The sequence below is a fragment of the Pseudomonas sp. PARCl1 genome (genome assembly GCF_947311875.1).
Classification (GTDB): Bacteria; Pseudomonadota; Gammaproteobacteria; order Pseudomonadales; family Pseudomonadaceae; genus Aquipseudomonas; species Aquipseudomonas juntendi.
Map to the genome: position 1 here is coordinate 22187 of NZ_CAMZMX010000028.1, position 23692 is coordinate 45878.

General features: G+C 63.8%; 23 protein-coding genes. 9 read left to right on the forward strand and 14 right to left on the reverse strand.

Features of this window, described 5'->3' with window-relative positions:
• Positions 1–14: 14 nt before the first annotated feature.
• The 9 genes from recO to rpoE all read right to left on the reverse strand — a co-directional run bounded on the left by recO (position 15) and on the right by rpoE (position 9248).
• A complete protein-coding gene (gene recO / locus QME24_RS15685; RefSeq protein ID WP_182389388.1) occupies positions 15–698 on the reverse strand; it encodes a DNA repair protein RecO in 684 nt (227 codons plus the stop codon).
• 169 nt (positions 699–867) lie between these two features.
• Entirely contained in the window at positions 868–1770 is a 903-nt protein-coding gene (gene era / locus QME24_RS15690) for a GTPase Era (RefSeq protein WP_003252061.1), read from the reverse strand.
• The gene (gene rnc, locus QME24_RS15695) at positions 1763–2452 is read right to left on the reverse strand and encodes a ribonuclease III (protein WP_009684761.1); all 690 of its coding nucleotides are present in this window, start codon (positions 2450–2452) and stop codon (positions 1763–1765) included. Before rnc ends, era begins: the two co-directional genes overlap by 8 nt.
• A gap of 163 nt (positions 2453–2615) precedes the next feature.
• Positions 2616–3470 carry a signal peptidase I gene (gene lepB / locus QME24_RS15700; RefSeq protein ID WP_009684762.1) on the reverse strand — a complete coding sequence of 285 codons (855 nt, stop codon included), beginning with the start codon at positions 3468–3470 and terminating at the stop codon, positions 2616–2618.
• 5 nt (positions 3471–3475) lie between these two features.
• Positions 3476–5275 carry a translation elongation factor 4 gene (lepA, locus tag QME24_RS15705; protein ID WP_029886108.1) on the reverse strand — a complete coding sequence of 600 codons (1800 nt, stop codon included), beginning with the start codon at positions 5273–5275 and terminating at the stop codon, positions 3476–3478.
• A gap of 181 nt (positions 5276–5456) precedes the next feature.
• Positions 5457–6890: a DegQ family serine endoprotease gene (locus QME24_RS15710; protein ID WP_029886109.1), complete on the reverse strand. Its 1434-nt coding sequence runs from the start codon at positions 6888–6890 to the stop codon at positions 5457–5459.
• Between the two features lie 176 nt (positions 6891–7066).
• A complete protein-coding gene (locus QME24_RS15715; RefSeq protein ID WP_054905114.1) occupies positions 7067–8032 on the reverse strand; it encodes a MucB/RseB C-terminal domain-containing protein in 966 nt (321 codons plus the stop codon).
• A gap of 12 nt (positions 8033–8044) precedes the next feature.
• The gene (locus tag QME24_RS15720) at positions 8045–8635 is read right to left on the reverse strand and encodes an RseA family anti-sigma factor (RefSeq protein ID WP_280091555.1); all 591 of its coding nucleotides are present in this window, start codon (positions 8633–8635) and stop codon (positions 8045–8047) included.
• A gap of 31 nt (positions 8636–8666) precedes the next feature.
• Positions 8667–9248 (reverse strand): RNA polymerase sigma factor RpoE, encoded by a 582-nt coding sequence (gene rpoE, locus QME24_RS15725; RefSeq protein WP_003252049.1) that lies wholly within the window; start codon positions 9246–9248, stop codon positions 8667–8669.
• Between the two features lie 432 nt (positions 9249–9680).
• On the opposite strand from rpoE, the gene nadB reads away from it, so the two are divergent.
• The gene (gene nadB / locus QME24_RS15730; protein ID WP_054905113.1) at positions 9681–11285 is read left to right on the forward strand and encodes an L-aspartate oxidase; all 1605 of its coding nucleotides are present in this window, start codon (positions 9681–9683) and stop codon (positions 11283–11285) included.
• On the opposite strand, the gene QME24_RS15735 is transcribed toward nadB, so the two are convergent.
• Together QME24_RS15735 and QME24_RS15740 are read right to left on the reverse strand one after the other, a co-directional pair.
• Positions 11272–11736, reverse strand: a complete 465-nt coding sequence (locus QME24_RS15735) for a protein YgfX (protein ID WP_054905112.1) — start codon at positions 11734–11736, stop codon at positions 11272–11274. The genes nadB and QME24_RS15735 overlap by 14 nt on opposite strands.
• Positions 11720–11974: a succinate dehydrogenase assembly factor 2 gene (locus tag QME24_RS15740; protein WP_009684770.1), complete on the reverse strand. Its 255-nt coding sequence runs from the start codon at positions 11972–11974 to the stop codon at positions 11720–11722. Before QME24_RS15740 ends, QME24_RS15735 begins: the two co-directional genes overlap by 17 nt.
• A gap of 133 nt (positions 11975–12107) precedes the next feature.
• Here QME24_RS15740 and QME24_RS15745 point away from each other — a divergent pair, with 133 nt between their 5' ends.
• Both QME24_RS15745 and QME24_RS15750 read left to right on the forward strand, forming a co-directional pair.
• Positions 12108–13049 (forward strand): folate-binding protein YgfZ, encoded by a 942-nt coding sequence (locus QME24_RS15745; RefSeq protein WP_009684771.1) that lies wholly within the window; start codon positions 12108–12110, stop codon positions 13047–13049.
• Between the two features lie 55 nt (positions 13050–13104).
• Positions 13105–13911 carry an HDOD domain-containing protein gene (locus tag QME24_RS15750; protein WP_009684772.1) on the forward strand — a complete coding sequence of 269 codons (807 nt, stop codon included), beginning with the start codon at positions 13105–13107 and terminating at the stop codon, positions 13909–13911.
• Positions 13912–13959: 48 nt separating this feature from the next.
• Here the strand turns inward: QME24_RS15750 and QME24_RS15755 are convergent, their stop codons facing one another.
• Together QME24_RS15755 and QME24_RS15760 are read right to left on the reverse strand one after the other, a co-directional pair.
• Complete coding sequence (locus tag QME24_RS15755) at positions 13960–15339, reverse strand: sensor histidine kinase (RefSeq protein ID WP_009684773.1); 1380 nt, start codon at positions 15337–15339, stop codon at positions 13960–13962.
• Positions 15332–16003, reverse strand: coding sequence for a response regulator (locus QME24_RS15760; RefSeq protein WP_009684774.1), 672 nt, complete (start codon positions 16001–16003; stop codon positions 15332–15334). The genes QME24_RS15755 and QME24_RS15760 overlap by 8 nt, the downstream gene beginning before the upstream one ends.
• 197 nt (positions 16004–16200) lie before the next feature.
• Between QME24_RS15760 and QME24_RS15765 the strand changes: the two genes are divergently transcribed.
• The 5 genes from QME24_RS15765 to QME24_RS15785 all read left to right on the forward strand — a co-directional run bounded on the left by QME24_RS15765 (position 16201) and on the right by QME24_RS15785 (position 21696).
• On the forward strand, positions 16201–17490 hold the full coding sequence (locus QME24_RS15765) for an OprD family porin (RefSeq protein ID WP_009684775.1): 1290 nt from the start codon (positions 16201–16203) through the stop codon (positions 17488–17490).
• Between the two features lie 45 nt (positions 17491–17535).
• Positions 17536–18516, forward strand: coding sequence for a tripartite tricarboxylate transporter substrate binding protein (locus tag QME24_RS15770; protein ID WP_054905111.1), 981 nt, complete (start codon positions 17536–17538; stop codon positions 18514–18516).
• Between the two features lie 182 nt (positions 18517–18698).
• On the forward strand, positions 18699–19157 hold the full coding sequence (locus QME24_RS15775) for a tripartite tricarboxylate transporter TctB family protein (RefSeq protein WP_280091839.1): 459 nt from the start codon (positions 18699–18701) through the stop codon (positions 19155–19157).
• 3 nt (positions 19158–19160) lie between these two features.
• Positions 19161–20675 carry a tripartite tricarboxylate transporter permease gene (locus tag QME24_RS15780; protein ID WP_009683064.1) on the forward strand — a complete coding sequence of 505 codons (1515 nt, stop codon included), beginning with the start codon at positions 19161–19163 and terminating at the stop codon, positions 20673–20675.
• Positions 20668–21696 carry an AbrB family transcriptional regulator gene (locus QME24_RS15785; protein WP_115295358.1) on the forward strand — a complete coding sequence of 343 codons (1029 nt, stop codon included), beginning with the start codon at positions 20668–20670 and terminating at the stop codon, positions 21694–21696. The genes QME24_RS15780 and QME24_RS15785 overlap by 8 nt, the downstream gene beginning before the upstream one ends.
• 60 nt (positions 21697–21756) lie before the next feature.
• Here QME24_RS15785 and ung read toward each other — a convergent pair whose 3' ends face one another.
• Positions 21757–22449 carry a uracil-DNA glycosylase gene (gene ung, locus QME24_RS15790; protein ID WP_009683066.1) on the reverse strand — a complete coding sequence of 231 codons (693 nt, stop codon included), beginning with the start codon at positions 22447–22449 and terminating at the stop codon, positions 21757–21759.
• Positions 22450–22575: 126 nt separating this feature from the next.
• On the opposite strand from ung, the gene QME24_RS15795 reads away from it, so the two are divergent.
• Entirely contained in the window at positions 22576–23682 is a 1107-nt protein-coding gene (locus QME24_RS15795; protein ID WP_280091836.1) for an enoyl-CoA hydratase/isomerase family protein, read from the forward strand.
• Positions 23683–23692: the final 10 nt, after the last annotated feature.

Here is a 23692-nt window from a genome sequence, read left to right on the forward strand (position 1 = left end):
AGCATACGTCGTGATCAGCGCTTGCGAAACAGTTCCCGGCTGACCAGTGGCTTGCCGCCCAGGTGAACGGCCAGGGCCTGGCGCATCAGGCGCTTGGCGGCGAGCAAGGCACCGTCCGCGCTCCAATCGGCTTGCGCCAGGGCCAGCAGCTCGGTGCCGCGGAACAAGCCGGGTTGCACCAGCTCGACCCGTTCCAGGCCTGCGTCCACGCGCAAGCGGTACAGGCCATCGGCGGCAATGGGGTGGTCGTTGACGTCCTGGCTCAGGGAAAACGCGTAACCAAGCTCATCGAGCAGCCGCCATTCGAACGAACGCAGCAGCGGCTCCAGCGGGCGCCCCTCGGCCAAGGCCTGCAGGGTGAGTGCGTAGTGCTCGAAAAGGGCCACGAATGGCGCCTCGGCAGGCAGCAGGCGCATCAGCAACTCGTTGAGGTACAGCCCGCTGAACAGTGCATCGCCATGCAACCAGGCGGCGATGCCGGCGCTGTCCATGCGCCCGACATTCTTCAGCTCGCCACGCCCGCGCAGTTCGAGCTCCAGCGGCACGAACGGCCGTACCAGGCTGCCACCCTTGCCGCGCGCACGGCGCAGTACCGCGCGCATGCGGCCCTGCGGGGTGAAAAAGTCCACCAGCGCACTGGTTTCCTTGTAGGCGCGGCTGTGCAGCACATAGGCTGGCTGGCCGACAGGTTGTTCCATGGGAGATCACTCGTTCCCTGTAGCCAGGAAAACCGCACAGTGGGGCGGCTGTGAAGCCCATCGCCGGCAAGCCAGCTCCCACACCGACCGCATCGCCCCAGGGCTTGTGCAGTACCTGTGGCAGCTGGCTTGCCAGCGATGGGCCGCACCGCGGCCCCAACAGTATTGCTTACAGGTCGCCGTAACCCAGTGAACGCAACGCGCGCTCATCGTCGGACCAGCCACCCTTCACCTTGACCCACAGGTTGAGCATGACCTTGGAGTCGAACAGCACTTCCATGTCTTTGCGCGCCTCGGAGCCGATGCGCTTGATGCGCTCGCCCTTGTCGCCAATGATGATCTTTTTCTGGCCATCGCGCTCAACCAGGATCAGCGCGTGGATGTGCAGCACGTGCCCCTGCTGCTTGAATTCCTCGATCTCCACGGTGATCTGGTAAGGCAACTCGGCCCCCAGCTGGCGCATGATCTTCTCGCGCACCAGTTCGGCCGCCAGGAAACGGCTGCTGCGGTCGGTGATCTGGTCTTCCGGGAAGAAGTGGTCATTTTCCGGGAGATGCTTGGCGATCTGCGCTTCCAGCGCCTCGAGGTTATGGCCCTGCTGCGCAGAAATCGGCATCACCTCGGCGTTCGGCAACTGCTCCTGCAGCCATTGCAGGTGCGGGATCAACTCGGCCTTCTCTTCCATGCGGTCGGTCTTGTTGACCGCGATGATCAGCGGCCCGGTCACGTACTGCACGCGCTCCAGCACCAGTTGGTCCTCGTCGGTCCACTTGGTACGGTCGACCACGAAGATCACCACGTCGACGTCTTTCAGGGCCGCCGAAGCATTGCGGTTCATGTAGCGGTTCAGGGCCTTGTCGTTGGCCTTGTGCATGCCAGGGGTATCGACGTAGATCGCCTGCACATCACCTTCGGTCTTGATGCCGAGCATGTTGTGGCGGGTGGTCTGCGGCTTGCGCGAGGTAATCGCCAGCTTTTGGCCGAGGATGTGGTTGAGCAGGGTCGACTTGCCCACGTTCGGGCGGCCGACAATGGCTACATAGCCGCAGCGGGTCGGGTTGCTATCAGTCATTGCCATTCTCCACGCCCAGGGCGATCAGTGCAGACGCAGCGGCAACTTGCTCGGCAATACGCCGGCTAACGCCTTGGCCACGGCTCTTGTTGTTCAGCAGCACCACTTCGCATTCAACGAAAAAGGTGCGGCAGTGCGGCTCGCCCTGGATATCCACCACTTCGTAGCGCGGCAGCTCGCAGCTGCGCGACTGCAGGAACTCTTGCAGGCGGGTTTTCGGGTCCTTGTTGGTGTCGACCAGGGTCAGGCCCTCGAACTCATTGGCCAGCCAGGCCAGCACACGCTCGCGGGCGGTTTCCATGTCGGCGTCCAGGTAAATGGCGCCAATCAGTGCTTCCAGCGCATCGGCAAGGATCGACTCGCGGCGAAAACCACCGCTCTTGAGCTCGCCGGACCCCAGGCGCAGGTACTCACCAAGGTCGAAGCCACGGGCCAGGCGGGCCAGTGTTTCGCCCTTGACCAGCCGCGCCCGCAGGCGCGACAGCTGGCCTTCGCGGGCCTGCGGAAAACGCTCGAACAGCGCTTCACCGGCGACGAAGTTGAGAATGGCGTCACCCAGGAACTCCAGGCGCTCGTTGTTGCGCCCGGCGTAACTGCGATGGGTCAGCGCCAGGAGCATCTGGTCCTGGTTCTTGAAGGTGTAGCCGAGCTTTCGCTCCAGACGGGCAAGGGAAGCACTCATGCGGCCACCCGTTGGTTATTTAACGCGTTGTTCAAATCAACATCCTGAAAGACTGTTTGGCTGTGGCCCGCCGCGCGATGTGCGGCGAATCTCCCGATCCCTGAGAACACAGCCTATGTCAGAAATGCATTCGGCGCTGTCTGCTGGACAGCGCCGATGGGTATCAATGGATCAAACCGACCCGCGACAGGTTGGGCAGGTGGCTGAGCTTGGGTTCCGGCCAGCTCATCCATACCGCGAAGGCCTTGCCGACGATGTTCCGGTCCGGAACCATGCCGTGCAGCTCCTTGGGAATATTCGGGTCATCCCAGAAACGGCTGTCGTTGGAGTTGTCGCGGTTGTCGCCCATCATGAAGTAGTGGCCTGCCGGCACGGTCCATTGCTGGTCCGGCGGCATGCGATAGCGGCTCATTTCCTTGCGGATCAGGTGTTCGGTCTCGCCCAGCTTTTCCTTGTACAGCGTGGCGCTGCCCAAGGTGCCCGGCTCGCTACCTACCAGCTGTTCGGCAACCGGCTGGCCGTTGACGAACAGGCGCTTGTCGTTGGTATAACGCACCACGTCGCCTGGCAGGCCGACCACACGCTTGATGTAGTTGACGTTCGGGTCGCTCGGGTAACGGAACACCATGACGTCGCCGCGCTGCGGGTCACCCACCTCGATGACCTTCTTGTCGATCACCGGCAGGCGAATGCCATAGGAGAACTTGTTCACCAGGATGAAATCGCCCACTTCCAGAGTGGGTTTCATCGACCCCGAAGGGATCTGGAACGGCTCGACCAGGAACGAGCGCAGTACCAGTACGATGAACAGCACCGGGAAGAACGACTTGCCGTACTCGACCAGCAACGGTTCCTTGTTCAGGCGCTCGACCACCGCCATTTCAGGCTGGCTTACGCTGCCCTGATAGTTGGCAATTGCCGCACGCCGGCGCGGGGCCAGGAACAGCAAGTCGATCAAGCCCAGCAAACCGCAGACGAATACGGCAATGACCAGCAACAGCGGGAAATTTAGCGACATAGGACCTAGCTATCCAACCTGAGCACGGCGAGGAAGGCTTCCTGTGGAATTTCCACGTTGCCCACCTGTTTCATGCGTTTCTTACCGGCCTTCTGCTTCTCCAGCAGTTTCTTCTTACGGCTGACGTCACCACCGTAGCACTTGGCCAGTACGTTCTTTCTGAGCGCCTTGACGGTTGTCCGGGCAATGATCTGGCCGCCAATGGCTGCCTGGATCGCCACGTCGAACATCTGCCGAGGGATCAGTTCCTTCATCTTCTCGGTCAACGCACGGCCTTTGTAGGCCGCGTTGTCGCGGTGCACGATCAATGCCAGGGCATCGACCTTGTCGCCGTTGATCAGCACGTCCAGCTTGACCAGGTTGGCCGACTGGTAGCGATCAAAATGGTAATCCAGCGAAGCATAGCCGCGGCTGGTGGATTTGAGGCGGTCGAAGAAGTCCAGCACCACTTCGTTCATCGGCATGTCATAGCGCACCTGCACCTGGCTACCGAGGAACTGCATGTCGCGCTGCACGCCACGCTTCTCGATGCACAAGGTGATCACGTTACCCAGGTGCTCCTGCGGCACCAGAATGGTCGCGGTCACGATCGGCTCGCGGAAGTCGGCCACGGCTGAAACATCCGGGAGCTTGGACGGGTTGTCGACGACAATAGTTTCGCCGGTTTTCAGCTCCAGCTCGTAGATCACGCTGGGTGCGGTGGTGATCAGGTCCAGGTCGTACTCGCGCTCCAGGCGCTCCTGGATGATCTCCATGTGCAGCATGCCGAGGAAGCCGCAACGGAAACCGAAGCCCAGTGCATCGGAGCTTTCCGGCATGTACTGCAGCGACGAATCGTTCAGGGTGAGCTTCTGCAGGGCATCGCGGAAGTCTTCGAAGTCGTCGGAGCTGACCGGGAACAGGCCTGCGTAGACCTGCGGCTGGATTTTCTTGAAGCCTGGCAGCACTTCGACCTCGGGGGTCGAGGACAAGGTCAGGGTGTCGCCGACCGGGGCACCGTGAATGTCCTTGATGCTGGCGATGATGAAGCCCACTTCACCGGCTTTCAGGTCGGCGGTCTGGGTGTGTTTCGGGGTGAACACCCCCACGCTGTCGACCAGGTGCACCTTGCCGGTGGACTTGACCAGGATCTTGTCGCCCTTCTTGACGCGCCCCTGGCGCACGCGCACCAGCGAGACCACGCCCAGGTAGTTGTCGAACCAGGAGTCGATGATCAGCGCTTGCAGCGGCGCATCGATTTCGCCCACGGGTGCCGGGATCGAGTGCACCAGGCGCTCGAGCACCTCGTCCACGCCCATGCCGCTCTTGGCACTGCAGGCCACGGCGTCAGTGGCGTCGATACCGATGATTTTCTCGATTTCGTCCTTGACGCGGTCCGGGTCGGCCTGGGGCAGGTCCATCTTGTTGAGGACCGGCATGACCTCCAGGCCCTGCTCGATGGCGGTGTAGCAGTTGGCAACCGACTGGGCCTCTACACCCTGGCCGGCGTCGACCACCAGCAGTGCGCCTTCACAGGCTGCCAGCGAGCGCGAGACTTCGTAGGTGAAGTCGACGTGGCCAGGGGTGTCGATGAAGTTCAGCTGGTAGATCTTGCCGTCCTGCGCCTTGTAGTGCAGCGTGACGCTGTGGGCCTTGATGGTAATACCGCGTTCGCGCTCCAGGTCCATGGAGTCCAGTACCTGGGCTTCCATTTCGCGAGCCGTCAGGCCACCGCACATCTGGATGAAACGGTCGGCCAGCGTCGACTTGCCATGGTCGATGTGGGCGATGATGGAGAAATTGCGGATATGACTCAAATCACTCACGGGTCAACACTCGAAAAGGCTGCGAGCCGGACGCCCGCCGAAAAATAGCCGGGCATTGTACCTTAAGCTGTTCGCAGATGGGAGATTCCTCTGCCCGACTGTACACAACTACCCGCCAGCCAATTGTGAATATTCATGAAAAAGGGCAGCCGAAGCTGCCCTTTTCGCCCCACCTGGCCGCTTATTCAGCGAGCTTGAAGGTGATGAAGCTGGCACGGCCCTGACGCAGCACGCGCATCGACACCGAGCGGTTCTTCGGCAGTTCCTTGGCGATTTCGGTGAATTCCTTGGCCGAGCCGATGGCCTGGTTGTTCAGGTGGCTGATGACGTCACCCGGGCGCAGGCCGATGAGCGCTGCCGGACCATCCTGGACTTCCTTGATCACCACGCCGCCCTTGAGCTCGAGGGATTTTTTCTGCTCGGCGGTCAGGTCGGCGACCGCGACACCCAGGCGGTTGCTGCTGCGCTCGGTGCTGCCGTCGGCACCGGCGGTGATGTCGGCGTCGTCGTCCGGCATGGCGCCCACGGCCACGTCCAGGGTCTGGCGCTTGCCGTTGCGGATGATTTCCAGCTTGGCTTTTTCGCCATCCTTGAGGCTGCCGACCAGGTGCGGCAGGTCGGCCGACATGACGATCGGCTGGCCGTTCATGCTCAGGATCACGTCACCCACCTGCAAGCCACCCTTGGCGGCCGGGCCGTTTTCCAGCACCTGGGCTACCAGGGCGCCGGCCGGCTTGTCGAGGCCGAAGGATTCGGCCAGGTCCTTGTTGACCTCCTGAATCACCACGCCCAGCCAGCCGCGGCTGACTTTGCCGTCTTTCTTCAACTGGTTGGAAACGTCGAGCGCCACATCGATCGGGATGGCGAACGACAGGCCCATGAAGCCGCCCGAACGGGTGAAGATCTGCGAGTTGATACCCACCACTTCGCCCTTCATGTTGAACAGCGGACCACCGGAGTTACCCGGGTTGATGGCCACGTCGGTCTGGATGAACGGCACATAGGTATCGTTGGGCAGGGTGCGACCCTTGGCGCTGACGATGCCCTTGGTCACCGAGTGGTCGAAGCCGAACGGCGAACCGATGGCCAATACCCACTCGCCCACCTTGAGCTTCTCGGAGTCACCCAGTTTCACGGTGGGCAGGTTCTTGCCATCAACCTTGAGCAAGGCCACGTCGGTACGGGGATCGGTGCCGATCAGCTTGGCCTGCAGCTCACTGCGGTCCGACAGGCGGACGATGATCTCGTCGGCATCGGCGACCACATGGTTGTTGGTCAACACATAGCCATCGCTGGAAATGATGAAGCCAGAGCCCAGCGACATGGCCTCACGCTGGCGATCGCCACGGGGCGAGCGCGGCTGTTGCGGCATGTTGCGCTCGAAGAATTCGCGGAACATCGGCGGCAGGCCTTCCAGGTCCGGCATCTGGCCCTGGGCCACGCGGCGGTCCGGCAGCTTCTGCTTGGTGCTGATGTTGACCACCGCGGGCGAGGCCTGCTCGACCAGCGTGGTGAAGTCCGGCAGGGCTTCGTCGGCCTGGGCGGTGAGCGCCTGGCCGAGCATCAGCACGGTGGCGACCATCATTAGGTAGGATTTCAAGCGTGGTATTGACATACGGCTCCCGTCACAACGAGCGGTAGTTAGAAAGGCCCCTGCACAAAACAGGAAAGGCCAGGCTCCTGAAAGCCTGACCTATAGAAAATTTGCCGCCGGATTGCAAATGACAATGCTTTAATTTCATTTCAGGCGTATGCCCGGCTGCCTTTGGCACGGCCCGCAAACGGGCGCCATTACTGGCGTACCTGGGCATCCTGAGGTCGCATGGACAGGGCAACACGCTCTGCCGTACCCAGGGGGATTTCACCGACGACCGTCACCATGACCTTGCCCTTGGGCGTATTCAGGCGACGTGAAACCGCCGACGTCGGCCCAAGCTGGGTGCGCACATCGTTACCACCGTCATCCTTGACCGGCTCGAGGAACACCGAGAAGCGCGCCAGGCCATCGTCGTACATCAGGCTACTGACCGAGCTGCCAAGCTTGGGGTCGCGGTGCACGGTGCTGTTGACCAGTTCGAAGCCCGGCGGCAACCAGTCCGAACGCCAGGCGGCGATGTTGTCATTGCTGACCGAGGCCACATGCTGCACAGGCTTGCAGGCGGCGCTTGGTTGCAGGTCGCTGTCGCTGGGCAGGTCATCGGTATCGAGACGGGTCATCTGGAAGCGTTCCAGCAACTGCCCCTTGTCGTTGAGCATCAAGGAGCGCAGCGGCAGGCCGGTCTTGCGGTCCAGGTGCAATTCGAAGGCATAGCGGTGCTGGTCGCGCGGCGTGAGCGTCACAATCACCGCGTCACGCCCGGCCACGCGTGACTTGCCCGCCACGCTCAGGTCGTACCAACCCATGAGCTTCAGGGGATCAAGCACACGCGGTGCAGTATCTGGAGGGCTGGTAACCCCGCTGGCCAAGGCGCCGCTGACACACGCCACCTTGCCATCAACGCGCACGATTTCCTCGGCTGCGCCATCGAGCTGCAATAGCCGCTCGCTGACCTTGCCGCCCTCTACCCTGTGCCAGATATCGTGTGAAGAAAAACTACCGTTGCGTTCGTAGACGAAAGCGCCTTGGTAGCTCTGTTTTTGCTCGGCCTGTGCCAGCTTGTTCAGCCATTCACTCGCCTCGGGCGAAGAATTGGCTGCCAACGCTGGCACCGTCATGCAGCTGCCAACCAGCAGCGTCAGGAGAGGTAGCGCGCGCATGAGCCTCCTTACTTAACGGTTTTCCAGGCTGGCAGCGCGGGCATACGGCAGTGCAGTTTCAGTACCCTTGAGCGCAGACTCCTGAGCATGCTGGCGCAGGTAACCTGGCAGACGCTGGTCCCAGCCGGCCTGGTTCTGCAGCACACCGTTGGCCATTGGCCCGGTCGGTTGCTCGCTGCTCTCGGTATAACCTGCCAATACTGCAGGGCCCTGTGCTTGTGGCACGCTCACGCCCTGCTGGACCGGCTGCTGGGCAGCCAGCTCGGCACCGGTGATCTCGTCCTGGTTGTACATGCGCACACCCGCCAGCACGGCCACGGTGACCGAAGCAGCCACAGCCAGGCGGCCGATGCTGCGCCACGGGCCCTTGTAGACCTTGGCCGGCACGGCTTCATCGGCCAGCGCCGCAGACACCGCCGAGGCGATATCCAGGTTGGGCAGCAGCAACTCCTTGTGCATGGCTGCGCGGGCTACCTGGTAACGGGACCAGGTGGCACGGGTTTCGGCTTCGTCGACGGCGTTCAACACCCGACGCAATTCCAGTTCGTCCGCTTCGTTATCCATTACCGCGGACAGCGATTCCTGCAAAGCTTCACGACTCATGGCGGTTCCTCTCTTGGCTGTCGCCGCTGTCTCAGGTTTCCTGCAACAACGGTTGCAGGGCTTTGTCTATGGCCTCCCGAGCGCGGAAGATTCGAGAGCGCACGGTACCCACCGGACATTGCATGACACTGGCAATGTCTTCGTAACTCAGGCCATCGAACTCACGCAGGGTAAGCGCCGTGCGCAGGTCTTCGGGCAGTTGCTGGATGGTGCGATGGACGGTGCCTTCGATCTCATCCCGCAACAACGAGCGCTCTGGAGACTCAAGATCCTTGAGGCCATGATCGCCGTCGTAAAACTCCGCATCCTCGGAGCTGACATCGCTGTCTGGCGGCCGTCTTCCACGGGACACCAGGTAGTTCTTCGCCGTGTTGATGGCGATGCGGTACAGCCACGTGTAAAACGCACTGTCGCCGCGGAAATTGCCAAGTGCACGGTAGGCCTTGATAAAGGCTTCCTGCGCAACATCCTGGGCCTCGTGGGTATCGTGAACGAACCGCACGATCAACCCGAGAATCTTGTGCTGATACTTCAGCACCAACAGATCGAACGCTCGCCTGTCGCCGCGCTGCACGCGCTCGACAAGTTGCTGATCCTCTTCCTGGGTTAGCATGAACACTCCTCAGTGAACTCGAAGGAGCGTTGCAACAGCCATCGCTCAGGCTTGCAACCATAGACTCGGGCTTTTCGCAAAAGTTCTCCCCTCCAAGCAAGTTTCCTGCAGCCCTTGGTCGGCTTGCACGGAAGACGAGGCACGGTCATCGCCGGCTTCGTCGATAATCAGGTTACGTGTACGCAGGGACAGCCGGGACAGGCCTGCCGCCCTGCGTCGCCGCGGCAATTTGTGGCGTGCGGGCAACCTTCATAGGATTTCCGGCCATGTCGGAAAGTTCCCACAAAGGTTGGCCACGCTGGCAGCTGGCATGGAAATTGGCCACCGGGGGCTGCTATAAAGGCAGCCCGGTCGAGCGAACAATAGTTTCACTATGCCACCTGCGCGTGGCTATTGTGCCGCGCCCCCTCCAAAGATTACTAGTGTCCCGACATGAGCCAACAATTCCAACATGATGTCCTGGTGATCGGCAGCGGTGCCGCCGGTCTCAGCCTGGCACTCAACCTCCCCAGCCACCTGCGCATCGCCGTGCTGAGCAAGGGCGACCTGGCCAATGGCTCGACCTTCTGGGCCCAGGGCGGTGTCGCTGCGGTGCTGGACAATACCGACACAGTGCAGTCGCATGTGGAGGATACCCTCAATGCCGGCGGCGGCCTGTGCCATGAAGACGCCGTACGCTTCACTGTCGAACACAGCCGCGAAGCCATACAGTGGCTGATCGAACAAGGCGTACCGTTTACCCGCGACGAGCACTACAGCGTCGACGATGGCGGCTTCGAGTTCCACCTTACCCGCGAGGGCGGCCATAGCCACCGGCGGATCATCCACGCCGCCGATGCGACCGGTGCCGCCATTTTCACCACGCTGCTCAAGCAGGCCCGCTCGCGCCCGAATATCGAGCTGCTTGAACAGCGCGTGGCAGTCGACCTGATCACCGAGCGGCGCCTGGGCCTGCCCGGCGAGCGCTGCCTGGGCGCCTATGTGCTCAACCGCAACAGTGGTGAGGTCGACACCTTCGGGGCACGCTTCACCGTGCTGGCCACTGGCGGCGCGGCCAAGGTCTACCTCTACACCAGCAACCCCGACGGCGCGTGTGGCGACGGCATTGCCATGGCCTGGCGGGCCGGTTGCCGGGTGGCGAACCTGGAGTTCAACCAGTTCCACCCGACCTGCCTGTATCACCCGCAGGCCAAGAGCTTCCTGATCACCGAGGCCCTGCGTGGCGAGGGCGCCCTGCTGCGCCTGCCCAATGGCGAGCGTTTCATGCCACGTTTCGACCCGCGCGAGGAACTGGCGCCCCGCGATATCGTCGCCCGCGCCATCGACCACGAAATGAAGCGCCTGGGTGTGGACTGCGTGTACCTGGACATCACCCACAAGCCAGCCGAGTTCATCAAGGGCCACTTCCCCACCGTGTACGAGCGGTGCCTGGCGTTTGGCATCGACATCACCCGCCAGCCGATTCCGGTGGTGCCTGCCGCGCACTACACCTGCGGCGGGGTAATGGTCGACGACCGCGGCCACACCGATGTGCCGGGTTTGTACGCGATTGGCGAAACCAGTTTCACGGGCCTGCATGGCGCCAACCGCATGGCCAGCAACTCACTGCTGGAGTGTTTTGTGTATGGCCGCGCCGCGGCTGCCGACATCGAGGCCAACCTGCAGCAGGTGAGCATGCCAAGGGCTCTGCCGGGTTGGGATGCCAGCCAGGTGACCGATTCGGACGAGGACGTGATCATCGCGCACAACTGGGACGAGTTGCGGCGGTTCATGTGGGACTACGTGGGTATCGTGCGCACCAGCAAGCGCCTGCAGCGGGCGCAGCACCGCATTCGGCTGCTGCTGGATGAAATCGACGAGTTCTACAGTAACTACAAGGTCAGCCGCGACCTGATCGAACTGCGCAACCTGGCGCAGGTGGCCGAGCTGATGATCCTGTCGGCGATGCAGCGCAAAGAGAGCCGCGGCTTGCATTACACCCTGGACTACCCGGGCATGCTGGACGAAGCAAAGGACACGGTGCTCAGCCCGACCTGAGCGCTGCAGCGCCCCAGCGCCGCCGGCTGAATTTCAACCGCACCCGCAACCGCCGATGCTCGTCCGCGCCCAGGGCATCCGGCGGTACACACTGGCTTTGCCCCAACCAGCGCCCGGCGCGCTCAAAGCGCACCACCACCAACTCAGGCAGGGCCATGCTGTCCCGGCACAGCCGCACCGGCTGCCAGCCACCACCACGGGTGTACACCTGCCAGCCGCGCACATCACGGCGCAAGCCGGTAACGGCCTGTTCATGGGTCAAGAGAATACGGCGGGGAAGCGCCCAGGCAGCGTGGGCAAGGCAGGCAATGATGAGGGTAAACGCCAGCCAGGCTGGCAGCGCGCTTGCCCACGCGGCAAGCCAGGCTACCCCCTGGCATGCCAGGTAGACCGCCAGCAGCCGGCGCGAGCCCTGCCAGCGGCACTCATAACACTCACTTGGGCTGGACACGGTCCAGAATGATGCGAACCATGCGCTGCAGCTCCGGGTCTTCAGACTCGGTGCGCTCCATGAACCAGCCGAACATGTCCTGATCCTCGCAGCTCAACAGGCGCACGTACAGTTCGCGGTCGGCCTCGTTGAGGGTGGGGTAGACTTCCTGGGTGAAAGGCACCAGCAGCACGTCCAGTTCCAGCATGCCGCGGCGGCTGTGCCAGAACAGCCGGTTGAGTTCAGTTTGTTCGACCATGGGGCCCTCCTCGAATGGCCCGCCAGTATACAGCCAGGCGAGCGCAGCGGCACCGGGCGTTGGTCTACTCACCTACCTATTTTGTTACCGGCGTTCTATGATGGCCGCCAGTCTTTAGCCACCGCGATGACCCATGGCCGATTCCGCTTTCTTCTGCCCCCTGTCCCACGAGGGCATCCTCGCCGTCCGCGGCTCCGATGCAGGCAAGTTCCTGCAAGGCCAGCTGACCTGCAACATCAACTATCTCAGCCAGGAACATGCCGGCCTCGGCGCCCGCTGCATGGTCAAGGGGCGCATGCAGTCGAGCTTCCGTATCCTGCCCGAAGGCAACGGCTACCTGCTGGCCATGGCCAGCGAGCTGCTCGAGGCGCAATTGGCCGACCTGAAGAAGTACGCCGTGTTTTCAAAGGCCACGCTCACCGATGAGAGCAGCGCCTGGGCACGCTTCGGCCTGCAAGGGGGCGAGGCGGCACTGCAAGCACTGGGGATCGACCTGCCCAGCGCCGCGGGCAGCACCGTGCGCCAGGCCGGGCTGATCGCGGTCACCGTGTCCGCCGGCCGCGTAGAGCTGTGGGTAGCGGCGGACAACGCCGAGCCCGTGCGCCAGGCCCTCGCCGCCGCCCTGCCCGAAGGCAGCCTCAACGACTGGCTGCTCGGCCAGGTCCGCGCCGGCATCGGTCAGGTCATGGGGCCGACCCGCGAGCTGTTCATTCCCCAGATGATCAACTTGCAAGCTGTCGATGGCGTCAGCTTCAAGAAGGGCTGCTACACCGGCCAGGAGATCGTCGCGCGCATGCAGTACCTGGGCAAGCTCAAGCGCCGTCAGTACCGCCTGGCGCTGGACCAGGCCGCCGTTCCGGCGCCGGGGGCGGAAATCTTCTCGCCCACCCACGGCTCGTCGGTCGGTGAAGTGGTGCTGGCCGCCAGCAACGGTGCCGGCTGCGAATTGCTCGCCGTGCTGAGTGCCGAGGCGGTAGAGGACGACAACCTGCACCTGGGCAGCCTGGAAGGCCCGCGCCTGCAGGTGCTGACCCTGCCTTACGAACTGGACCGCGACCGGGAAATCCAGCGCTGACCAGCCTGCCCCGCCCGCGTGGCGGGGCCGCACCACCACTGCGGTAGACACGCCCATGAACAAGCTGGCCGAGATGGTTCAAGCACAGTTGCTCGATGCCATCGAAAAGGATGACCTGGTCCTGCCGACCCTGCCCGAAGTTGCCTTGAGCATCCGTGAGGCGGCAGAAGACAGCGAGATCAGCGTAGCGGCCCTGAGCAAGGTGATCGGCCGTGATGCGGCGCTTTCGGCGCGCCTGATCAAGGTCGTCAACAGCCCGCTGCTGCGCGCGGCGGTAGAAGTGACCGACCTGCACACCGCCATCACGCGGCTGGGCATCAACTACAGCTGCAACCTCGCCATCGGCCTGGTCATCGAGCAGATTTTCCACGCCCGCTCGTCGGCCGTGGAGCAAAAATTGCGTGAAATCTGGGCCAACAGCCTGGAAGTGGCGGGCATCAGTTACGAAATCACGCGCCGCTACACCCAGCTCAAACCTGAGCAGGCGACCCTGGGTGGGCTGGTCAACCAGATTGGCGCGCTGCCCGTGCTGATCTACGCCGAAGAGCACAACGAACTGCTGTCCGACCCGGTGTGCCTGCATTATGTGATCGAGCAGATCCAGCCGGCGCTGGGTGACAAGATTCTCAAGGCGTGGGAGTTTCCGGAGCAATTGGTCAACCTGCCCTCGCAGGTTCAGGACCTGGACCGCCAGACTGACAAGGTCGACTACATCGACATCGTGCAGATCGCGCGTTGCATCAGCCAACGTGGGCGCCAGCGGCCGTTGGCGGCGCTGCCGGCGTACCGCCACCTGGGCTTGCCGTTCGGTACCGAACTTGAGGTGGAAGAGTTGCTTGAGGCGCGGAGCATGTTGCGCTGACCCGCTCAAACCTGCGCTGGCCGGCGGTGGGCCAGCACAGGCACCGCGTCAGTCCGCGATAAAACTCACCCGTACCCGCAACCCGCCCTTCGCGCCATCATGCAGGCTCACCTGCGCCAGGTGCGCCCGGCAGATCTCGCCCACGATGGCCAGCCCCAACCCGCTGCCCTGCGCACTGCGCCGGTAGAACCGCTCGAAGACCCGCTCGCGCTCAGCCTCGGGAATGCCAGGCCCGTCGTCTTCCACTTCCAGCACGGCCGGGGCCAGCACGCGAATGATCACATTGCCGCCCTGCGGTGTATGCGCCAGGGCATTGTCCACCAGGTTGCTCAACAGCTCGTTGAGCAACGTCGGCTCGCCCTTCAGCCAGACCGGCGCCTCGGCCTCCAGCGCCAGCGCAACGCCGCGCTTGTGCGCCAGGGGCGCCATGGCCATGCCCAGCTCCCGGGCCAGTTGGCTCAAGTCCAGGCGCTGCGCACCGCCCTCGGCAATCGCCCGCGCGCCGTTCTCCACCCGTGCCAATGACAGCAGCTGGTTGGCCAGGTGGGTCAACCTGTCGGTGCCCTGGGCGGCAGACTCCAACGTTTCCCGCCACGCCTGCGGCTCTGGCGAACGCAGGCCCAACTCGACGCGCGCCTTCAAGGCCGCCAGCGGCGTGCGCAGTTCGTGCGCGGCATCGGCAATGAACTGCGCCTGGCGCTCGAACTGGCCACGCAGGCGTTCAGTGAAGTGGTTCAAGGCACGCACCAATGGGCCCAACTCACGCTGCACCTGCACCACCGGCAGCGCCCGCAGGTCGTCGGGCTGGCGCTCCTCCACCGCTGTGCGCAGGCGCTCCAGCGGCCGCAGCGCCGCACTGACGGCGAACCACACCATCACCAGCGCCGCCAGCGCCAGCATGCCCAGGCGCAGCAAGGTATCGGCCATCAAGCCGCGGGCCATGCTCACCCGCGCCTCCTCGGTCTCGGCCACCCGGATTTCCGCCATGCCATTCATGTTCGGCTCGCTCACCGCCTTGAGCAAACTGACCACGCGCACGTCCTGGCCCAGGTAGGTGGCGTTGTAGAACCGCGCCAGCGCCGGGTAATCGTCGGTGCGGGGCGTGCCTGGCGGCGGTGGCGGCAGGTTCTCGTAACCGGAAATCAGCCGCTGCTGGATATCGAGCACGGTGTAGTAAATGCGCCCGGCGCTGTCGTAGGCGAAGGTGTCCAGCGCCACGTAAGGCACGTCGGCGCTCAGCGAGCCATCGCGCTGCGACAGCCCCGCGGCGATGGTCCGTGCCGAGGCCAGCAGGGTACGGTCGTAGGCTGTATCGGCAGCCTCGCGACCATTCCAGTAGGCGCTCAGGCCGCTGGCCAGCATCAGCACCACCAGCAGCAACGCCAGATTGCCCATCAAGCGCCCGCGCAGGCTGCCATTGTCACGCATCGCGGTGCTCTAGCAGGTAGCCCAGGCCGCGGAAGGTGACGATGGCTACCGGCTGGCCGTCGAGCTTCTTGCGCAAGCGGTGGATGTAGATTTCGATGGCATCGGGGCTGGCCTCCTCGTCCAGGCCGAAGACCTGGGCGGCCAGCTGCTCCTTGCTCATCACCCGGCCCGGGCGGGCGATCAGCGCCTCCAGCACACTCTGCTCACGGGAGGTCAGGGTCAGGTTGTCGTCGCCAAGGGCAAAACGCCGGGTATCGAGGTCGTACACCAACGGCCCGCAGCGCTGCTGGCGCTCCCCACCGAGCACGCTGCGCCGCAGCAGGGCTTTGACCCGGGCTTCCAGCTCGGTCAGCTCGAACGGCTTGGCCAGGTAGTCATCGGCCCCCAGGTTCAGGCCGTGGACCCGGTCCTTGACGTCGCTGCGGGCGGTCAGCATCAACACCGGCAGGGTCTTGCCGCGCCCACGCAAACGCGCCAGCACTTCAAAGCCATCCATGCGCGGCAAGCCGACATCCAGCACGGCCACTGCGTATTCTTCGCTGGCCAGGGCCAGGTCGGCGGCCACGCCGTCGTGCAGCACATCCACGGTCAGGCCCAGGCTTTTCAAGGCCAAGGCCACGCTTTCGGCCAGTTGCAGGTGGTCTTCGACCAGCAGCACACGCATCGGTTTCTCCCTCTCGGCTGGGGCAATGGCGCGGAGTGTACCGCTGTCGCCGGGCCTGTGAAGCCCCTTGAGGCAACCTTTCAGGTTGAAAGGTTAGCGAAAGGTTCGTTGCCTAGCATCGCCCTACGGTCGCGCCTCGCACCGAAAAAAGCACCAGCAAGGTGCAACGAATAAGAACAAAAACGGAGTCACCGACGATGCTGTCAGCACAGCCGCAGGCGTTTGCGCCTACCCGTTCCTTTGCCTCACGCCCCAGCACCCTCGCCAGCGCCCTGGCGCTCGCCGGTGTCGCCCCGCTGAGCCAGGCCGCCTTCTTCGAAGACAGCACGGCCACCTTCGAAACCCGCAACATGTACTTCAACCGCGATTTCCGCGACGGCACCAGCGCGCAACAATCCAAGCGCGATGAATGGGCCCAGGGCTTCATGCTCAACTTCGAGTCCGGCTACACCGATGGCACCGTAGGCTTCGGCGTGGACGCGCTGGGCATGCTCGGTATCAAGCTCGACTCCAGCCCGGACCGCACCGATACCGGCCTGCTGCCGACCCACGATGACGGCAAGGCTGCCGACGAATATTCCAAGCTGGGCCTGACCGGCAAGGTCAAGGTCTCCCAGACCGAACTGAAGATCGGCACGCTGATCCCCGAGCTGCCGACCCTGCAACCGAACGACGGCCGGATCCTGCCGCAAACCTTCGAAGGCGGCCTGCTCACCTCGAAGGAAATAAAGGGCCTGACGTTCACTGGCGGGCGCCTGGACAAAGCCAAGGACCGGAACGACACCAATTGGGAAGACCTGGCCCTGAACAACAAGAATGGCCGCTTCGGTGGTTCGTTCAGCGCCGATCACCTGGCCCTGGGTGGGCTCGACTACCAGTTCACCGACCGTATCACCGGCAGCTATCACTTCGCCCAGCTCGACGATATCTACCGCCAGCACTTCATCGGCATGGTCGCCACCCAGCCGTGGGGCCCAGGCACCCTCGGTGCCGACCTGCGCCTGGCCATCAGCGACGACGCCGGTGCCGCCAAGGCCGGCAACATCGACAACACCACGTTCAACGGCATGCTCAGCTACGCCCTGGGTGGGCACAAGGTCAGTGGCGCGTGGCAGCAATTGTCGGGCGACAGCGCGTTCCCTTATGTGGATGGCGCCGACCCCTACCTGGTCAACTTCGTGCAGATCAACGACTTCGCAGGCAAGGACGAGCGTTCCTGGCAGGCACGCTACGACTACAACTTCGCCGCCCTGGGCGTGCCCGGCCTGACCTTCATGACCCGCTACATCAGCGGCGATAATGTCAGCCGCGCCGCCGGTGGCGAAGGCAAAGAGTGGGAACGCGACACCGAAATGAAGTACGTCGTACAAAGCGGCCCGTTGAAGAACGTGGCCGTGCGTTTGCGCAACGCCACATTCCGCTCCAACCTCGCCCGCGATGCCGACGAAGTGCGGCTGCTGGTGAGCTACAGCGTGGCGCTGTGGTAAGCCGCTAGCCTAACCCGATAACAACAACATTCACGGAGATCGACGATGACCTTTTCACTGCGCCGCCTCGTCCTCGCTACCGGCTGCCTGCTGTTGGCCGGCAACGCCCTCGCTGCCGAACCGAAACGCCCCGAATGTATCGCCCCCGCCTCGCCGGGCGGCGGTTTCGACCTGACCTGCAAGCTGGTGCAAAGCGCCCTGGTGCAGGAAAATATCCTCAGCAAACCCATGCGCGTCACCTACATGCCCGGCGGTGTCGGCGCGGTGGCGTACAACGCCGTGGTCGCCCAACGCCCGGCTGACGCCGGCACACTGGTGGCCTGGTCCAGCGGTTCGTTGCTGAACCTGGCCCAGGGCAAGTTCGGCCGCTTCGACGAAAACGCCGTGAAATGGCTGGCCGCGGTCGGCACCAGTTACGGCGCCATCGCGGTGAAGAGCGACTCGCCCTACAAGACCCTCGACGACCTGGTCGCAGCACTGAAAAAAGACCCGAGCAAAGTGGTGATCGGCTCTGGCGGCACCGTCGGCAGCCAGGACTGGATGCAGACCGCCCTGATCGCCAAGGCCGCCGGGATCAACCCGCGCGACCTGCGTTACGTGGCCCTGGAAGGCGGCGGCGAAATTGCCACGGCCCTGCTGGGCGGCCACATCCAGGTGGGCTCGACCGACATTTCAGACTCCATGCCGCACATTCAGAGCGGCAACATGCGCATCCTCGCGGTGTTCTCGGAAAACCGCCTGGACGAGCCGGAGATGAAAGACATCCCGACTGCCAAGGAGCAGGGTTATGACATCGTCTGGCCAGTGGTGCGCGGTTTCTACCTGGGGCCAAAGGTCAGCGACGAGGATTACGCCTGGTGGAAGCAGTCGTTCGACAAGATGCTGGCTTCGGAAGACTTCGCCAAACTGCGTGACCAGCGCGAGCTGTTCCCGTTCGCCATGACCGGCGAAGAACTGGACGGCTATGTGAAGAAGCAAGTGGCTGACTACAAGACGCTGGCCAAGGAATTTGGCCTGATCCAGTAAGCCTGCCGGATCCACCACCATCCCTGTGTAGGAGCGGCCTTGCGTCGCGATCGGGCCGCAAAGCGGCCCCTGGAACAGCCGTGCGATGCTTCAGACAGATCGCAGAGGCTGGCTTTGCGGCCGCTTCGCGGCCGATCGCGACACAGGGCCGCTCCTACAGCGATCCCAACGAGGATTCCTTCATGATCCTGCAACGCCTCTTCGCCCTGGTCTTGCTGGCGGTGTGCGCCGTGCTTGCCGTAATGGCCTGGCCCTACCAGGCGGCGTTTTCCTATGAGCCGGTGGGCCCGCGCGCCTACCCACTGCTGATGCTCGGCCTGATGGGCCTGGGCCTGCTGTACCTGGCTATCCGCCCGACCCCGATCGTGCGCAAGGACGACGAACCAGAACTGGACCGCGCAACCCTGATCAAGATCGCCGCGTGCGTCGGCCTGCTGCTGGTTTTCGCCGCCACCTTCGAACCCTTGGGCTTCATTCTCAGTGCCATCCTGGTGGGCCTGCCCATGGCGCGCCTGTATGGCGGCCGCTGGCTGCACAGCGCCATGGTGGTGGTGGGCATGAGCATCTTCCTCTACTGGCTGTTCGACCGCGTGATGGACGTGCCACTGCCCCTTGGCCTGCTGAGCGTACTGGAGAACTGACACATGGATACCTTGAGCTACCTGGGCCAGGGCTTCGGCGTTGCCCTGTCCCCCTATAACCTGGTCACCGCCCTGTCCGGCACCTTGATCGGCACCGTGGTCGGCCTGCTGCCGGGCCTGGGCCCGATCAACGGCGTGGCGCTGCTGATCCCGATTGCCTTCGCCCTCGGCCTGCCGCCAGAATCGGCGCTGATCCTGCTGGCAGCGGTGTACCTGGGCTGCGAGTACGGCGGGCGTATCAGCTCGATTCTGCTGAACATCCCGGGCGAGGCTTCGACCGTGATGACCACCCTCGACGGTTACCCGATGGCCCGCCAGGGCCTGGCTGGCGTTGCCCTGTCGCTGTCGGCCTGGAGTTCGTTCATCGGTGCGCTCATCGCCACCTGCGGCATGGTGCTGTTCGCCCCCCTGCTGGCCAAATGGGCGATTGCCTTCGGCCCCGCCGAGTACTTCGTGCTGATGGTGTTCGCCATCGTCTGCCTGGGCGGCATGGCCGGTGACAAACCGCTGAAAACCTTCATTGCCGCATTGATCGGGCTGTTCCTGTCGGCGGTCGGTATCGACGCCAACAGCGGCGTCTACCGCTTCACCGGCGACAGCGTGCACCTGGCCGATGGCATCCAGTTCGTGGTGTTGGTACTGGGCCTGTTCTCGATCAGCGAAATCCTCCTGCTGCTGGAAAAGACCCACCATGGCCACCAGGCGGTCAAGGCCACCGGGCGCATGCTGTTCAACTTCAAGGAGGCGGCTTCGGTGTTCGTGGTGAATATCCGCTGCGGCCTGCTCGGTTTCATCATGGGCGTGCTGCCGGGCGCTGGCGCCACGCTGGCCAGCGCCGTGGCCTACATGACCGAAAAACGCCTCGCCGGCACCAGCGGCAAGTTCGGCAAGGGCGACGCCCGTGGCCTGGCGGCACCCGAAACCGCCATTGGTGCTTCCTGCTGTGGCGCCCTGGTGCCCATGCTGACACTGGGCGTACCGGGCTCCGGTACCACCGCGGTGATGATCGGTGCACTGACCCTGTACAACATCACCCCAGGCCCCCTGCTGTTCGAGCAGCAGCCAGACATCGTCTGGGGCCTGATCGCCTCGCTGTTCATCGCCAACATCATGCTGGTGATCCTCAACATCCCGATGATCCGCATCTTCACCCGCATCCTGGCCGTACCAAACTGGGCGCTGGTGCCGGTGATCGCCATCATCACCGCAATCGGCGTGTACGCCGTGCATGCCACCACCTTCGACCTGTTCCTGATGGTCGGCATCGGTATCATGGGCTACATCCTGCGCAAGCTGGACTTCCCGCTGTCGCCGATCCTGCTGGGCTTCATCCTCGGCGGCCTGATGGAACAGAACCTGCGCCGGGCGCTGTCGATTTCCAACGGTGAACTGGGCATCCTCTGGTCAAGCCCCATCAGCCTGTCGGTATGGGTGCTGACCCTGTGCATGCTGACCCTGCCGCTGCTGCGCATCTGGCGCAAACGTGCGCAGCAGCGTCGGGCCATGGCCGATGCCTGACCGGTCACTGCCGCTGTACGTTGCAACCGGGCTGGTCGGCCTTGCTGGGGGTTTTGCCGCCAGCAAGGTCGGCTGGCCTTTGCCGTGGATGATCGGCTCGCTGCTGGCGATCATCCTGGTGCGCTGCCTGACGCCCTGGCAATTGCCGGAAATACCCAATGGCCGCAAATGCGGGCAGTGGGTCATCGGCATCGGCATTGGCCTGCACTTCACCCCGGCGGTGATCGAGCAGGTCGCCAGCCACTTCGTCCTGATTTTCTTCAGCGCGGTGTTCACTACCGTGACCAGCGTGATCAGCGTGTGGCTGCTCAGGCGCAGCGGCGAGGACCGCGCCACTGCGTTCTTCGCCAGCATGCCCGGCGGTTCGGGAGAGATGGTCAACCTTGGCGCGCGCAACGGCGCGGTGCTCAGCCAGGTGGCGGCCGCGCAGAGCCTGCGGGTGCTGGCTGTGGTGTTGTGCGTACCGGCAGTATTCAAGTACCTGCTGGGCGACGGCGTCGCGCTCAACCACGCAGGCAGCGTAAGTTGGAGCTGGTTGGCCCTGATTGCCCCGCTGGGCATTGCCGTGGCCCTGCTGTGGCAGCGCTTGCGCCAGCCCAACCCATGGCTGTTCGGGCCACTGCTGGTGGCCGCCTCGGTGAGCCTGGCCACCAACCTGCAGATCGCCCTGCCCAACGGCGCCAGCCAGATCGGCCAATGGTTGATTGGCAGCGCCCTGGCCTGCCACTTCAACCGCGAATTCTTCCGCCGCGCCCCATCGTTTCTCGCCCGCACCCTGCTGGCCACGGCATTTTGCATGGCCATTGCCGCCCTGGCCGCCTGGGCACTGAGCGTCCTGACGGCACTGGACTTGCGCTCGCTGACACTGGGCATGATGCCAGGCGGGATTGCCGAAATGAGCCTGACCGCAGAGACACTGCAGCTGTCGGTGCCGCTGGTGACGGCTCTGCAGGTGATGCGGCTGCTGCTGGTGCTGTTCCTGGCCGAGCCATTGTTCCGCGCGTGGAACGCCAGGCCTTGATGAACGCAGCGCCCGGCGAGCGGTGAACCCGCTGGCCAGGCGCTGCGCCATTCCACATGACTACAACGGCGGCAACGCCCAGTTGATCGGCGCCAACCCGCGCTGCTCGAGGAAGCTGTTGGTGCGGCTGAAGTGCCCGCAGCCGAGAAAGCCGCGGTAAGCCGACAACGGTGACGGGTGCACCGACTTCAGCACCAAGTGCTTGGTGCCATCGATCAGCTTCTGCTTGCTCTGCGCATGGGCGCCCCACAGCAGAAACACCACGTGCGGGCACTGCTCGCTGACGACCTGGATGATCCGGTCGGTAAAGTGCTCCCAGCCTTTCTTGGCATGCGAGGCCGCATTCGCGCGCTCGACCGTCATGGTGGTGTTGAGCAGCAGCACGCCTTGCTCGGCCCAGCTTTGCAGGTAGCCGTGGCTGGCGATCGGGATGTTCAGGTCCCGCTGCAACTCTTTGTAGATATTGACCAGCGACGGCGGCGTGGCCACCCCGGGTTGCACCGAGAAGCACAAGCCGTGCGCCTGGCCCGGCCCGTGGTAAGGGTCCTGGCCGAGGATCACCACTTTCACCTGTTGCAGCGGTGTCGAGTTGAGCGCGTTGAAGATCAGCGGCCCTGGCGGGTAGATCTGCTTGCCGGCAGCGTACTCGCTACGCAGGAACTCGCGCAGCTGATGCATGTAGGGCTGGTCGAACTCACCGCGCAACGCGGCCTTCCAGCTGGGTTCGAGTTTGATACGGTCGTCGTCAGTCATGGGGCCTTCCATAAACAATGGCGCGACACTAGGTAAGCCCTACCCGCTTGTCAAACGATCCGACCGACGACCGGCATGATTGGCCATCCAAGCCATACTTGGGCGATGACTTGCGCGAGGTAGTCCATGACCATTCATTGCGAGGTGCTTACCGGCGCCGATGGCGCCCGCATGGGCATCGCCACCCTCGATGCGCCCATGGCGCTCAATGCCCTGACCCTGCCGATGATCGAGGCGCTGGGCGACCAGCTGCAGGCGTGGGCGCGCGACCCCGGGGTGGTCTGCGTGCTGTTGCGTGGCAGCGGCGCCAAGGCATTCTGCGCGGGGGGTGATGTGCGCGCGCTGGCCCAGGCTTGCCGCGATCAACCTGGCAGCGTGCCACCGCTGGCCGCCACCTTCTTCGCCGCCGAATACCGCCTGGACTACAGCCTGCACACCTACCCCAAACCTTTGCTGTGCTGGGGGCATGGCCATGTTCTGGGCGGCGGCATGGGGTTACTGCAAGGCGCCAACGTGCGCATTGTCACACCCAGCAGCCGTTTGGCCATGCCGGAGGTCAGCATCGGCTTGTACCCGGACGTGGGCGCCAGCTGGTTCCTGGCCCGGCTGCCAGGCAAACTGGGGCTGTTCCTTGGCCTGACCGGCGCCCCGCTCAACGCCCGCGATGCCCTGGACCTGGGTTTGGCCGACCGCTTCCTGGGTGAGCACCAGCAAGAAACCCTGGTCGATGAGCTGCTGCAACTGAACTGGCAGGAACACACCGCTTTGCAGCTCAACAGCCTGCTCAAGGCCGAACAGCACCGCGTGTGTGCCGAATTACCGGCCGCTCAATGGTTGCCGCGCCGGGCAGTGATCGACGCGTTGCTCGATGTTGCCGATGCGGCTGCCGCATGGCGCGCGCTGGAAAACCTGAAGCACCATGACGACCCATTGCTGGCCGACGCCGGCCAACGGCTGCAGCAAGGCTGCCCGCTGACCGCCCATCTGGTCTGGGAGCAGATTCGCCGGGCGCGACACCTGTCACTGGCGCAAGTGTTGCAGATGGAGTACTACATGAGCCTGAACTGCTGCCGCCACCCGGAGTTCAGTGAAGGGGTACGCGCCCGCCTGCTGGACAAGGACAACCAGCCGCGCTGGCACTGGCCGGATGTGGCGCAGGTGCCCGCAGCGGTGGTTGAGGCGCACTTCGCCAAGGTGTGGGAGGGCAGGCACCCGCTGGCGGACCTGGGTTAGTGCAGTGGCT